13 protein-coding genes are annotated in these 13,816 nt (G+C 36.4%); 4 read left to right on the top strand and 9 right to left on the bottom strand.

The window, feature by feature from the left end; genetic code table 11:
• The first annotated feature begins 381 nt into the window (after positions 1-381).
• Together JUJ52_RS16055 and JUJ52_RS16050 are read left to right on the top strand one after the other, a co-directional pair.
• Complete coding sequence (locus JUJ52_RS16055) at positions 382-633, top strand: hypothetical protein (RefSeq protein WP_205389636.1); 252 nt, start codon at positions 382-384, stop codon at positions 631-633.
• A 577-nt stretch (positions 634-1,210) separates the two neighbouring features.
• The gene (locus tag JUJ52_RS16050) at positions 1,211-2,185 is read left to right on the top strand and encodes a trypsin-like serine peptidase (protein ID WP_026679981.1); all 975 of its coding nucleotides are present in this window, start codon (positions 1,211-1,213) and stop codon (positions 2,183-2,185) included.
• A 93-nt stretch (positions 2,186-2,278) separates the two neighbouring features.
• Here JUJ52_RS16050 and JUJ52_RS16045 read toward each other — a convergent pair whose 3' ends face one another.
• The 6 genes from JUJ52_RS16045 to JUJ52_RS16020 form a co-directional block, all read right to left on the bottom strand.
• Positions 2,279-2,722 (bottom strand): GNAT family N-acetyltransferase, encoded by a 444-nt coding sequence (locus JUJ52_RS16045; RefSeq protein ID WP_162986370.1) that lies wholly within the window; start codon positions 2,720-2,722, stop codon positions 2,279-2,281.
• A 137-nt stretch (positions 2,723-2,859) separates the two neighbouring features.
• Positions 2,860-3,951 (bottom strand): metallophosphoesterase, encoded by a 1,092-nt coding sequence (locus JUJ52_RS16040; RefSeq protein ID WP_205389634.1) that lies wholly within the window; start codon positions 3,949-3,951, stop codon positions 2,860-2,862.
• Between the two features lie 133 nt (positions 3,952-4,084).
• Positions 4,085-5,266: a bis-aminopropyl spermidine synthase family protein gene (locus JUJ52_RS16035; protein ID WP_121604680.1), complete on the bottom strand. Its 1,182-nt coding sequence runs from the start codon at positions 5,264-5,266 to the stop codon at positions 4,085-4,087.
• Between the two features lie 805 nt (positions 5,267-6,071).
• Positions 6,072-6,716 carry a peptidylprolyl isomerase gene (locus JUJ52_RS16030; RefSeq protein WP_026679984.1) on the bottom strand — a complete coding sequence of 215 codons (645 nt, stop codon included), beginning with the start codon at positions 6,714-6,716 and terminating at the stop codon, positions 6,072-6,074.
• A gap of 579 nt (positions 6,717-7,295) precedes the next feature.
• Positions 7,296-7,547, bottom strand: coding sequence for a GlsB/YeaQ/YmgE family stress response membrane protein (locus JUJ52_RS16025; RefSeq protein WP_026679985.1), 252 nt, complete (start codon positions 7,545-7,547; stop codon positions 7,296-7,298).
• 206 nt (positions 7,548-7,753) lie between these two features.
• Positions 7,754-9,931 (bottom strand): malate synthase G, encoded by a 2,178-nt coding sequence (locus tag JUJ52_RS16020; RefSeq protein ID WP_205389633.1) that lies wholly within the window; start codon positions 9,929-9,931, stop codon positions 7,754-7,756.
• Positions 9,932-10,088: 157 nt separating this feature from the next.
• On the opposite strand from JUJ52_RS16020, the gene JUJ52_RS16015 reads away from it, so the two are divergent.
• The gene (locus tag JUJ52_RS16015) at positions 10,089-10,976 is read left to right on the top strand and encodes a LysR family transcriptional regulator (protein WP_205389632.1); all 888 of its coding nucleotides are present in this window, start codon (positions 10,089-10,091) and stop codon (positions 10,974-10,976) included.
• A 728-nt stretch (positions 10,977-11,704) separates the two neighbouring features.
• On the top strand, positions 11,705-12,013 hold the full coding sequence (locus JUJ52_RS16010; protein ID WP_051388252.1) for a hypothetical protein: 309 nt from the start codon (positions 11,705-11,707) through the stop codon (positions 12,011-12,013).
• A gap of 338 nt (positions 12,014-12,351) precedes the next feature.
• Here JUJ52_RS16010 and JUJ52_RS16005 read toward each other — a convergent pair whose 3' ends face one another.
• From JUJ52_RS16005 to JUJ52_RS15995, 3 genes are all read right to left on the bottom strand, one after another.
• Positions 12,352-12,546: a DUF4177 domain-containing protein gene (locus JUJ52_RS16005; RefSeq protein WP_026679989.1), complete on the bottom strand. Its 195-nt coding sequence runs from the start codon at positions 12,544-12,546 to the stop codon at positions 12,352-12,354.
• A gap of 93 nt (positions 12,547-12,639) precedes the next feature.
• Positions 12,640-12,858, bottom strand: a complete 219-nt coding sequence (locus JUJ52_RS16000; protein ID WP_026679990.1) for a helix-turn-helix domain-containing protein — start codon at positions 12,856-12,858, stop codon at positions 12,640-12,642.
• A gap of 9 nt (positions 12,859-12,867) precedes the next feature.
• Positions 12,868-13,344 (bottom strand): DUF2975 domain-containing protein, encoded by a 477-nt coding sequence (locus JUJ52_RS15995; protein ID WP_026679991.1) that lies wholly within the window; start codon positions 13,342-13,344, stop codon positions 12,868-12,870.
• Positions 13,345-13,816 lie beyond the last annotated feature (472 nt).

Genomic DNA, 13,816 nt, shown 5'->3' with positions numbered 1-13,816 from the left:
TTTGCATGTACTGACTATTTTTTAATACAAGAAAAAGAGGGTTGAATCGTCCCCTCTTTGGCAAAAACACCGTATAACAAAGGCTTCCTTAAAAATAGACAGACCCATTCCATTTACTCCACACACAAGCAGAGTCTTTGACCATATTCAGTTAACGGTTCAAAGCTTGGAAACGTAGTCTGATAATATACACAAGGAAAACCTCCGTTCATTTAAGTTAACTTTATTATACAGATGAAATGTAAATACTTCAAGCGTTTACAAAATATTCTGGATGCCCCCCCATTTTAATAGCTATTTTCATTTACAAAGTAACTACTTACAAATCACTATCAATTCGTGTACGATTACTATAAGCAGCTCTCAAAGGAGGATGTAACCATGAAGCAAAAAAATTGGATAGGAGTGCTGTTATTTTCTACAGGTATTATAGTCAGCTTTTTCTTAAGTTCTCAGGCATTTAAAGATACATACCACATCGTTTCCTTCTATTCTAACGGGAAACGTGATTATGCAATTGATTGGGTGAATTTCGTACAGCGGGTTATTCCTGCTATTGTCATAGGCTTCATCTTTATCGGACTATCTGAAGTTATCAAATTACTGGATAAAATTAACAGAAGAAGGAGCTAATCCTAAACAAATGGTGAATAATAAAGTGAAACTTTAATCCGTGTGGGTTTTTGTTTATCCCACACGGATGGTTCGTACCACAAGGGTATGACCTAAAAGCCTTTGAACCAATCGGACATTTACTGACAGTCGATCCACCACTTATCCATATTGCTTGGAGCGGGGGCTTGCTGCCAGTTATATGTGAGATAGATTTATACATGATACCATCTCTTCCTGGAATGGTAAAAAACTCTTTGTTCTAAATCAATATATATTGCATAGTGTATAGAGTGTGTGAAATAAAAGCAGTTAGAGAAATGAAAAAAGTTGTCCCATTCTATCTAATAAAGTAAAATTTCAATCCTTGGGGGTTTTGTTTATCTCACACGAATGATTCTTACCACAAATGTATGACCTAAAGGCCTTTGAACCAATCAGACATTTACTAGCAGGTAACAATAGTTGTTTTTTATTGCTTGAATCAGGGATTTTACTACCAGTTATATGTGGGATAAAACCAAAGATAGAAAAAGATTCAACATAGGATTCTACACTATTCTGTTTCATGTTACAGTAAATAAAAGGAGATGAAAAAATGAAGAATCTGAAGTGGGTACTGTTTTGTCTTATCACAAGCATCGTGATTGTTCTTTGCCTCGGAACTACAACTATATTTGCTAATTCGAATGAAACGTCTTCAAAAGACACTACATCAAAAAAGGCTCCTGATTTACCATCTACTCAAGAATCTACAGAAATTGATCCTGCTGGATATTGGACAGAGGAAAAAATGAAAAATGCTACTCCTGCAGATGAAAAGCTTCCTAAAGAAAACAAACCAGCCCCAAACGAATATGATAATACTGAAAGCGAGAAACCTGGTAATGCATCCGATCCAGTTGGACCAAAGCATGCGACTATAAATGTAGTCGTTCCCTCGACAGCTGGCAAAGTATTTTTTTCCTATCAAGGAAATGATTATGTATGTTCCGCTTCAGCAATCAATAGCGATGCCAAGAACCTTATCATTACTGCTGGACACTGTGTTCATGGCGGAAGTGGGGAAGGTTGGCATTCTAATATTGCTTTTGCTCCAGCTTATTATGATGGGGATTTACCGTATGGACTATGGAATTGGCAAGAGGCACGCACTTTCAATGGTTGGATAAACGATAGTAACTTTAGTTATGATCAAGCATTTGTTACTGTTAGACCGAGTAACGGAGAAAACCTAATCCATGTAGTCGGAGGAAATGGTCTTTCTTATGGCTATAGTCCAGAACAACAGAATGTTCGTATTTTCGGCTGGCCAGCAGAGGATCCGTATGATGGTGAAAGACCATATTATTGTGATGGTGACACATATAAACGCCTGTTTAGTAGTGATGCTTATATGAATTGTGATATGAATGGTGGTGCAAGTGGTGGCCCATGGTTAAGGGAAATCATAGATGAGGACCTCGGATATGTTTTCGCAGTCACATCACGAAGATCTACCTCTGGAACACCTCGTTTGTATGCAACTCCAAATTCACAAGCAGTAAAGGATATGTTTGATTTAATGGATTAAGCGATAACATTTTCAAAAAAAGAATATTCCTATAAAAGAAGTGGAACACACTTTTGTTCCACTTCTTTTTAGGTATTAAGCTATCTTCCCCAATTAACTACGTACATCATAGTGGCAATTATATCTGGTTATATTTGCAAATTTTTGTTGCTGATTAACAATCGCAAAACCATTTTTGAGGTAAAAGCCTAGAGCATCATCATCCGTTTCTACAGTGATAATGGACGGCTTTAATTCCTCCATCATGTAAGCAATCATTGTACTGCCAATACCAGACTTTTGCAGATTTGCTCGAACTGCTATATCTTTAATAACTGCGTGACATGTATCTTCATCATAGCTTACAATAATGACTCCCACCATGTGCCGATCGTCTCTATAGCCAAATGCTAGTATCGTAGGTTCATTTATATATCGACGTACTCTAGCGGCTAGCTTTTCCTGGGTAGGCATGTATACACTTTCCTTCAATATTTCTAGTACCTCAGATTCTTCCAGCTCTTCTTTTATACCATGAAAGCTAGTAATTACAGTCACCATCCCTTTTATATCGATTGTTTTTCATAACCAATAGCGGATTCCTATAAGGTTATACTTCCTCGATAACAGGGTTCGGTTTTTTCTGTGTTTCAAACACCGTTCCCCCCCACCTCAACCTTTTTCATTTTACCGTTTCAGGAATATAAACATTTCTTCGGTATCCAGCCAATTTCTCCATTATCGTTTTTAATTAAGGTATAGCCTGAACAATCATTATTGATAACCTTTATGATTTCACCTTGCTGAACAGATAAAAAAGTTGTACTTATATCATTATTACTTATTAGTTGATTGTTATTTCTCGTAATGAACTCATTCTTTACCCACTGTGTTATTCCAAGTTCTATATTTTTGCAATGTGTAAAGAATGGCTCCTCTTTAATTATTTCAAGCTCATAATTCGGATATGTAACAGTGCCTACTCTAGCCGTTGTGTCTTGATGAGATTGTTGAATCATTGCCATTTCTTGTAGTTCATCTACAAATGTAAAAGAAATTTGCTCTCCATCCACCACTAAAGCATTAAGCTGTCCTTCGCGTTTAATTTGATTCCCACCATCAATAGCTATGATTCGTTTATCTAAATCAATTAATGGATTATTTGAACATATCGATTGCGTTGTGTAATTCACGACTGGCCAATGTCCAACAATAACTGTTTTATCCGCACGGTGTCCCTTTTCATAAAAAGCAGGCATAGACAAAGCATTTTCTATAGTCGTAGACTGCCAATTGGGAATATCCTCAATCCCAGCATGAATAATGATAAAATGCTCTGTTTCATAAGCGATGGGAAGAGCTTCTAACCAATCAATTTCATTTTTATAATGCGTACGATAAAATTTACTCAGATCCTTAAGACTATGAAAATCAGCTAGTGATTTATCTTGTTTTTTCAGCATTTCGTTTAAGATTGAATTTGGTTGCTTCTTCATATAATTTTTAATGCCTTCGACTTCATTAAATACATAGTTTATTAATATATCACAATTACCTTTTGTTACATATACACGTTCCAATTGAGCCGTTAAGGAAGTGAGAAAATCGATTACGCCTAGACTGTCTGCTCCCTTTTCACACATATCTCCATTAATAAACAGATAATCTTCTGGCGTATATGCTATTTTATCTAATAATTTCTGCAACAACTGTAAATTCCCGTGAATATCTGATATAACGATCATTCTCCTATTTTTATCGAGTGCTAACTTGCTTGCATTCATCATTTTTGTAATCCCCTATTCTAGCTAATCACAGGTTTTTGTATTTTGATTTATCATTAGTGTATCATATTCTATGTAGCAAGCATCTGCAAAAAAAGAATGTTAAAGGGGACTATTAGGTCCCCTTTAATCATAATTACCTTTTCTTCGTCACCTTTCCTTTTAAAATAAATATTCCGTTGCTAGAATTACAGTTCGGACAACCTTCCTGTTTTAGCTGTTCAATTGTTTTGTATCTCCCTGTATACCCTACACGATATTTTTCTCCACAATGCTTGCAGCTATAGATACGTTCTGACTGCTTCAACTCTCCAGTATAGATGGGATCTGTATAAAAAGTACGCCAGTTATCTGCAATATGTGTAGCTGCTGTCGTTTTTAAAATAAGCATTTGGCTCTGGTTTGCTATCATTTGAGCACCCACATAGGAATTAAAATTTGGATATGTGGCAACAATACTCAATCCCATTTGAACAAACAAACGATTCATTTCTAACATAAATTCGGGTGACTTATGTGCAAAAGATAAAAAGATTTGCCGTCCTTGGTTACTTTTCAATGCTTGGATACCTCTAGCTAGGAATAACCCCAGTCCGTTTAGCGTATAAGGTGGATCTGTAAAAAAGCAATCGTATGACGCTACATACGTTTTGCCTAACGGGTACCGCATATCATGCTCTATACATGTGATTGGTAAGCCTTCTTTTTCTGTGAAATCACTGATGAATTGAAGAAAGCGACAATCAATATCCATTACATGAATAACCGTTCTAAATCTTTGCTTCGCAGGAAATAATTTCTTTAATAGCAAGCCAATTGATATACTAACTAAATCATCATCTCCAATACATAAGATACGTTTACCAATTAAAGCATGCTCTTTTAGACAGAGAATGGCTCGACGTAAACTAGTTTCAGCTGTACATTGTGATTGATCTAACTGTACGTCAACCTGCGGACGCTCAGCAAATAATTGATTTAACACAGCAAGGACGTCCTGACATTCGTCTAACCAATTAGCTTCGATCGATATAAGTTTATGATATAACGTTTTGTTTAATCCCTGAAAATCCAGCTCCTGTTCTACCAATATATTTCCTTTCACTGTACAGCGTACACCACGATCTTGCTTTAATATTTCCTTCTTCATCAATTCTTTTTTTACGGCGACAGTTACTGGTACTGGAAGGTGAACCCTTCTCGCTAAATTCTTTGTAGAAATCCCCGGCGCTACATAACATTCTCTGATTACTTGTTCGATAACAGCTGTACCTTCTTCTAAATCAAGTTTGGCACCTACCTGTTCGATAATATCCATTATAATAATACCTCCATATTTCCATTCTATTTTCACTCCTCTTCAAATAACTCTTAAAAACATTCATTACTTATTCCTCCCTTTTCATTTAGAAAGCTTAGCTAATCGTCAAGATCTAACGGCGATAGCCCTCGCTAGCATTCACACTGATTTCTAGATTTTTTCAGTGTAAAAAAAAGACGGCAAATGAACATGGTCATTTGCCGTCTACTAGCCCTATACCAAAGAAGCATGATTCATAAGAACTTCCAATAAAAGTCCATTCTACGAATCACCTAGCACGATTGAAGCGATTAAAAAAACCCGCACTTGAACAGCACGGGTTTTTACACTTCTTCACGTAGGATTCTAAAGACATGATTAACCGTTGTTCATTACTAATTCAGAAGGTTAGAGAAGCCCATTTCAAATAAACATTCGTATTGTCTACAAATGACCATTTTTGAACTCTAAAACCTTATTAAGTTACTGAATTAGTTGAACACACCTGTTACCATGTAATTATCTCCTCTTTATATAGGGTTGAAATCAGCATATCACACATTAGTGGGGATCACAATATATTTTTAACATGCTAATAAAAACTGTAGTTGCGCTTGAGAACTTCTCCTACCCAATCACATTGTACTAGTCTTTGTATCCTCCACTAATTGTACGTACCACAAGGGTATGATTTTAAAGGCCTTTGAACCAATTGGACATTTACTGACAATCAATCCCACTCTCACCTATATTGGTTTCTCTTCATTGCTAGAAGTGGGGGGCTTAACTTCCAGTTATATGTGGGATGAAGCTCAAAAAATGATTATTCAACTTTATCAGGTTTTGGATATTCATACCCTTTCGTATCAACTTCTACCTTCTGCATTTTTTGTTCTTCAGCTGCAGACACAATCTCGTCTGTTACCTCCAATCCTTCTGTTACTTTACCGAATGCTGCATACTCACCATCCAAATGTGGCGAATCGGCAACCGTAATAAAGAATTGTGAGCCTGCTGAGTTAGGATCAACCGATCTAGCCATAGAAATTACGCCACGTTCATGTTTAAGCTCATTTTTAAAATCATTGGAACTAAATTCTCCCTCTATGGAATAACCTGGACCACCAGCTCCCGTTCCTTCTGGATCGCCGCCTTGAATCATAAAATCAGGCATGACCCGATGAAATATCAATCCATCATAAAACCCTTCCTCTGTTAACGCTATGAAATTCGCTACCGTATTTGGCGCGATCTCAGGATATAATTCAAGCTTTATCTTTTGATCATTTTCCATCGTTATCGTTACAATCGGATTTTCTTCCACATCATTTGGATAGTCACTGCTTCCCTTGCCATTACCTGCTTCTCCCTTATCTGCACTACTCCCACAGCCAGCTAGAACGATTATGATGGCAAAAAAGAGCAGAGGGAGAAGCTGAAGCGTATTCATTCTTTGTTTTTTTCTCATTTCTTATTCCCCTTGGTTAGTAAGATTTCTTGTCCGTATTATAGCATGAAGGAGATGGGTCTATTTTCTTAATCTTCTACTTTTTTATTCCACACCTAACAAATAACGAGAATAAAGAGGTTAAACGAATGATCATATCAAAAGCTAAATAATTATGTAATTCTTTATCCATTATGAAATATAAAATACTTTTATCATACAAGTACGCTGCAAATCAAAATTGGCTTAGCAGAGTAAATCCTCGGACTCATGTTATTCCCGCATGATTCTTCTACTAGCATTGTATTTATCCATTCCCGTTGGAATCATCATCAGTTCTAAATGTGAACGATAAAAAACCAAACTACGATCCGGACATAGCTTTGTATGCTTGGATTATAGTTTGGTATTCCATTTTTTGTCTCGCCACCATTATAACTTTACTGCAATTACAAGAACAACTCAGTATTCTTCCACGTAATACTCCTCACCCAGACGATTCCGTAATCTTATTATAAAGTCTTCATAGATGGCTTTTATTCTCCTGTTACATTAGTTATCTACATGAACATTTGGTTATCCTACTATATTTATTCATTTTTATGTTTGTCGCATACTTTTCATAATGAAGCTTACGATTAAGATTAAAACAATCGCTCCAATTAAAGCAGGGATGATGAAAAATCCGCCCATTTCTGGCCCCCACTCACCTAGGATTAGTGAACCAAGCCATGCGCCAATAAATCCTGCTATAATATTTCCAATAACCCCTCCCGGGATATCACGACCAACAATAAGACTTGCCAGCCAGCCAAGAATACCACCAATAATTAATGACCAAATAAAACCCATATTGATTTCCTCCTAAAGATGTTTTGTTTCTAGGTATAGGAATAGCTTTCCCAAAATGTATGGTTTTAAACAATCATAGAAATGAAGCAATATCAGTAATTATCACATTAACTATTTGCTACTTGATAAACCTCAAGCAGAGGTGCTCCTGTTAACTAACAATGGTTTACCTTCTATCAACATAACTGGAAATCGATCATTTCTTGTCAACTTTTCACATGGTACTTTTCTTTTGCTTCTAGTCGGCGTCGATGAAGAATTGGTTCTGTATATCCACTTGGCTGTGATTTCCCCTGCAATACAAGATCGCATGCTGCTTGAAAAGCAACGGACTCGTTAAAGTTAGGAGCCATATTGCGATATGCAGGATCACTCGCATTTTGCTTATCAACAATTCTTGCCATTCGCTTTAACGTATTAATTAGTTGCTCTTTGCTGCAAATTCCATGATGAAGCCAGTTCGTCAGCATTTGACTAGATATGCGGAGTGTTGCACGATCTTCCATCAATGCAACATCATTAATATCCGGAACCTTCGAGCAGCCAACTCCTTGTTCTACCCAACGAACAACATAGCCAAGTAATGTTTGGGTACTATTATCAAGCTCCTCCTGTATTTCTTCAGCTGACCAATTTTCATGTTTAGCAATTGGTATCTGTAAAATATCCGCTTGGTAATCCTTTGTCTCTTTTTCAATTTCCGCCTGCACGTCCGTGACGTTTATTTCATGATAATGTAGCGCGTGAAGTGTTGCAGCCGTTGGTGATGGAACCCAAGCAGTATTCCCGCCAGCCTGTAGATGTTCAATTTTCTGCGCTAGCATATCTGCCATCAAATCTGGCATTGCCCACATACCTTTACCAATTTGTGCTTTTCCTTTCATTCCAGTTCTTAAACCAGTATGGACATTATTTTTTTCATAACCATTTAACCATGAAGAAGTCTTCATTTCTCCTTTTCGAATCATGGGGCCGGCTTCCATGGACGTATGGATTTCATCTCCAGTACGATCTAGAAAGCCGGTATTAATAAACACAATTCTATCTTTAACTTCATAAATGCAATTTTTTAAATTAAGCGTTGTCCGGCGTTCTTCATCCATGACACCGATTTTTAGTGTATACCGGGGCATATCAAGCATATCTTCTACTCGATTGAATAGTTCATTCGCAAATGCTACTTCTTTAGAACCATGCATTTTCGGCTTCACGATATACACGGACCCTTTTTGCGAGTTTTGGTATGGACTATTACCCAATAGATCATGCTTCGCCATCAAGCTTGTGAACACGCAATCCATGATTCCCTCTGGAATTTCTTTTCCAAATTCATCAAGAATTACATTCGTTGTCATTAAATGTCCAACATTTCGGACAAACATAAGTACGCGACCAGAAAGTGTAATTTCCTCTCCATTCAATCCAATATAATTACGATCTGCATGTAATGTACGTGTTACTTTCTTACCATTCTTTGTGAAGGTCGATGATAAGTTACCACGATTCAATCCTAGCCAATTCCTGTAAACAAGTGTTTTATCTGTTGCATCAACAGCCGCAACAGAATCTTCACAGTCCATAATACAGGAGGTTGCAGATTCAATAAGTACATCCTTCACCCCTGCTTTATCCACTGTACCGATAGCATGTGTACGGTCAATTTGAATTTCGAAATGTAAGCCATTATTACAAAATAACAACGCATGTGGATTTTCTGTAAAGCCTTGATAACCGACAAACTTCGTAGCATCTTTTAGGCTAGTTGTCGTTCCGTCATCAAGTGATACGTTTAATTTCCCATTCACAATAGCGTATTTCGTTGCTGATTTATGTGAGGCATCCATAAGCGGTGTTTGTTTATCTAAAAAATCTTTGGCAAAAGCAATTACCTTTTCTCCACGTATCGGATTATATGACCCTATACGATCTGCTCCATTTTCTTCATTTATCACATCGGTTCCATATAAAGCATCATAGAGAGATCCCCAACGAGCATTAGCTGCATTAATAGCATAACGAGCGTTATCAATTGGAACGACAAGCTGCGGTCCAGCTTGCTTTGTAATTACATCATCGATATTTTTAGTTCCAATTGTAAAATCAGCAACTGGACTCTCTATATATTCAATTCCCTTTAAAAACGCTTGATATGCCTGAAAGTCAACTACATCATTAGCTTTATGCCAAGCATTGATCTTTTCTTGGAACGCATCACGATCCGCTAATAATGCTTTATTCTTTGGAGCTAAATCAGTAACGAGTTGTGCGAAGTCCTTCCAAAATGTTGGTTCACTAAGTCCTGTTTCTGGCAACGCTTCTGATTGAACAAACTCATAAAGTTCCTTGGAAATTTGTAGGGTTCCTACTTTCACATATTCTGTCATAGCTATTCCTCCTCTTCCATTCTTCCTTGCTATTATTTTAATCGGAGTAGCGTAGAAACAAAAATATATGTTTTGCATGAGCATTATTCCTTTTGGCTATAGCTTGCAGTATAATAAAAGACAGTAACACATTCTCTTGGTTAAAGGGGGAGATAAGATGGACATAAGGCATGTCGAATACTTTGCAGAGGTTGCGAAACAACGAAACTTCACGAAAGCCGCTACTGTACTTCATATATCTCAGCCTTCATTAAGTAAAACCATTAAAAATTTGGAAAATGAACTGGGCGCTCCATTATTCGACCGCGGGGCAAAGCAGCTTGAGCTAACAGATGCAGGACGTGCTTTTCTTGTTAATGCAATGAATGTACTTGATGCATTTGATAACTTAACTGCAGAACTTAATGACGTTATTCATTTAAAAAAGGGAGAAATCAAAATTGGAATACCTCCGATTATAGGTGCTGCTTTCTTTTCCAAACTAATTAGCAACTATAAGGAAGCACACCCAACCTTTGATATGACGTTGCATGAGGTTGGCAGTAACAGCATTAAACAAGGAGTTAGAGAGGGAGAGCTTGATATTGGCTTAATTTGTAATATCCCTATTAAAAATGAAAGCTTTGAAATCATTCAGCTACTAAAGGATCCGTTAATGCTTATTGTTCATACTGATAATCCAATAGCAAATGAAGCGTCGATTGATTTTGCCGCTATTGAAAAAGAACCCTTTATCTTATATCGAAATGATTTTTCTCTCCATGACAGGATTATGGAAGCGTGTAGTAACCACGGCTTTCAACCAACAATCGTCTGTGAGAGCTCACAAAAAGACTTCATGATTGAAATGGTAGAAGCGAAATTAGGAGTTGCGCTGTTACCAAGTAAAATATGCGGTCAAATAAATAGTCGTAGTATTACTGCAATTCCTTTCACAAACCCTATCGTACACCTAGAGCTAGGGATGATTTGGAAAAAGCATAAATATTTGCCCTACGCCGTCAGAGAGTTTATTGCTATGTCGGAAAACTTTATTTACCAATAAAACAGATGAAAATTCGACGAGGCTGGGGCAAAACACAACTTCTTTACTCAAAATACGAATGATCAGGTTTATTAATAGGAGTATTATCGCCGCACCGTGAAACTATACGCGCTTTCCGCGGGGCACGGCATCAGCTAACTTGGTAAAGAAAAACACGTTACCAAGTGGATCTTCGAACTCGTGCTGTTCCCGCCGGAGTCTCGCTTATGTCAGGTATTAAATGAATGATTCTGATCAAAAAACGAACGATAATTAATTTCTTTGTCTCAGTCTCTTGGTAATGTCGGAGACTCCAATAAATATCTGTTTGATTGTCACAATAAAGCTTTCTAGACAGCATTCATTTACAATCCTGTCGAGTTTATGCTTATCATTGGAACAAATTATTGAAAATGACTATCCCAATGTGTAGTTAGCAGAACAGACTTATCTGGAGTAAATTCATTTTCTCCCAAAACGGCTTGATGCATAAGATCATTAACTAATTTCAAACGTCTCTTTGTACAAAATCCATCCCAATCCAAAGCCAATGATATGTTTCATTCTCTATAGCGTCTAATAACGTAATAACTATCTCCAGGAAGAAACCTTCATCGGAATTTCTCTTCCTATCGATTTACCCCTCATCTTACCCAGAGTAAAAAGAACGGTAATAGTTAGAAAAATATGTATGGGTCTCGTATTTCCGTAAATACTGAAGATACAAACTGTAAGAAGGTGGTAGTATTGTGAAAATACTAATTCTATTAGGTAGCGCTATCTTACCAACTATTTTGTACTTTTCTCAAAAATCTAATAAACGGTTCGAAATTGTATTTAATCTTTGTGCGTTGCTGTCTCTAGTTGTTTTTGGAAATATCCTTGCATTGTCTATTTATAACGTAATAAAAAATAACACTGTATTAATGACAGATATTCACGCCATTTTATTAAACCCCTTCTTTTTAATTACTGGTGCTTACCTTGGCATATATTTGATATACATGCTACTAAAGACGATTGGAATAAGTAGGGGAAATAACGACCATATCAATTAAGGTGTATAGGATTAATACATCGACTACAAAAATACCTTACATTGTTTTACATATCTATTTCATGATAAAAACCTTAGACAAGAGCTCCTATTTCCGCTTGATCATGTGATAATCCAAAAATGTGGGTACACCAGCTAATACAAAAGGAGATACTATCTGATACGAGTTCATTTATCCCCCAATTTGTTCTTTTTTGATTTACAAAATATGCATAATGACAAATTCAATCTTGGTTATTCCAAGAATTTTTAAAACACCAATCAAAATATTTTAATTTCCACTGTAAAATCCCCTACTATGCTCAGGGATTTTTTGACAGAAGGCGATATTAATAAATTTTACGCCCTTCGCTTAAATACGATTTGGTTAAAGTTAACCGATACTTCTCCACCGAATCCACCCACTTGAGGAATGATATTCACTAGCTCCCAGCCTTCATTACCAAACTTATTTAACTTCTCTTCCAACTCCTCACAATCTGCAGATGTAATTCCTAAGGTCCATGTTTCAACTGCATACTCCCACTTTTCCAAATCGATAACCTCCTTATGCTGCAAAAAGCATTTTATACCTTATACGAATAGTAGGTACAGAGGTTTCACCGAATACCAAACCAGATTGCTTACTTATCGGTCACTATCCTCTATTTTATACTCCAGAATGTCACCAGGTTGACAATCTAATGCTTTACAAATCGCATCTAACGTGGATATACGAATCGCTTTTGCTTTCCCATTTTTCAATATCGAAAGGTTAGCCATTGTAATTCCTACTCGATTAGATAGCTCTGTTACACTCATTTTTCTTTTCGCTAACATCACATCAATATTAATTATAATTGCCATATTTCCACCTCATACTGTTAAATCATTTTCTGTTTTGATCGCTAATGCACTACTTAATAATTGCTGCAGGACCGCTGCAAAAACGGATACAACAATGGATGCAAAAATAATTGTAAATGCGATAAGTGCTACTCCAGGGTGAAAAGCATGCTGTGACATAAGGTATAGGGCGCCTATTACATATAAAATACTAATTACCACTGCACAATATTTTATATAGCGTAAGGAAATCACTGATGCCTTCGAGAAGGCATGATGAATTTCAATGTAGTTTAAAATTTTTATAGCTTGATACAAAGCAAAATAAAAAGGTATTGCCGTACTATACAAACCTACTAAAATGGGGTATTGCAAATGACGAAATGCTGGAAATTGCTCTGCGGTATTACTTGCCAACGAAGGTAGCCAAAATACACATAATGTAAGTACAATAATTCCAATAAGGATAACAGCTATTTTTAAAAAAATGGTTGTACCTTTCTTAATCTTCATGAAAGCACCTCACTTATTTATCATTAACAACATAATAATGCAAAATTTATTGTAATTCAATAAATACTTATCATTTTGGATAATTTAATGGAATAAATATAAAAGCATTCCTAATTGACTAGAAATGCTACAAGCTACTTGGTATATCCATTTTCCATTGAAGCTCTATCATTTAGAAAAACAAGTGAAGCTGCTTTACATTAGTTCAAGGATCAACCATAAACACAAAAAGATTATCGGAAACATAAACATGGATGCTATCATCGTTACTTTAGGTCTTTTGAATACATGAAGAAAGTACAAAGGAATGCCAAAAGTAAATACATCCACTAACATCAAGCCAAAAAACTTACTTACCACTCTATCATTGATGGTAACATCCTCCTCATTACTAACTGGTTAGGTGCCCGCTACTTTTGCCCAAACCAAACTTAACAATCTGATTCATAAATACCTAAGAAAAACG

This window comes from Virgibacillus sp. AGTR, from assembly GCF_016919725.2.
GTDB lineage: Bacteria > Bacillota > Bacilli > Bacillales > Amphibacillaceae > Virgibacillus > Virgibacillus salarius.
The sequence above is the reverse complement of the archived record's forward strand: the minus strand, read 5'-3'. Positions and strand labels throughout refer to the sequence as shown.

Excerpts from the sequence above, each read along its gene's own strand:
- JUJ52_RS16015 (WP_205389632.1), top strand. The coding sequence starts at position 10,089 with ATGGACATAAGGCATGTCGAATACTTTGCAGAGGTTGCGAAACAACGA.
- JUJ52_RS16050 (WP_026679981.1), top strand. The coding sequence starts at position 1,211 with ATGAAGAATCTGAAGTGGGTACTGTTTTGTCTTATCACAAGCATCGTG.
- JUJ52_RS16000 (WP_026679990.1), bottom strand. The coding sequence starts at position 12,858 with ATGGCAATTATAATTAATATTGATGTGATGTTAGCGAAAAGAAAAATG.
- JUJ52_RS16055 (WP_205389636.1), top strand. The coding sequence starts at position 382 with ATGAAGCAAAAAAATTGGATAGGAGTGCTGTTATTTTCTACAGGTATT.
- JUJ52_RS16020 (WP_205389633.1), bottom strand. The coding sequence starts at position 9,931 with ATGACAGAATATGTGAAAGTAGGAACCCTACAAATTTCCAAGGAACTT.
- JUJ52_RS16040 (WP_205389634.1), bottom strand. The coding sequence starts at position 3,951 with ATGATGAATGCAAGCAAGTTAGCACTCGATAAAAATAGGAGAATGATC.
- JUJ52_RS16030 (WP_026679984.1), bottom strand. The coding sequence starts at position 6,716 with ATGAGAAAAAAACAAAGAATGAATACGCTTCAGCTTCTCCCTCTGCTC.
- JUJ52_RS16025 (WP_026679985.1), bottom strand. The coding sequence starts at position 7,547 with ATGGGTTTTATTTGGTCATTAATTATTGGTGGTATTCTTGGCTGGCTG.
- JUJ52_RS16035 (WP_121604680.1), bottom strand. The coding sequence starts at position 5,266 with ATGGATATTATCGAACAGGTAGGTGCCAAACTTGATTTAGAAGAAGGT.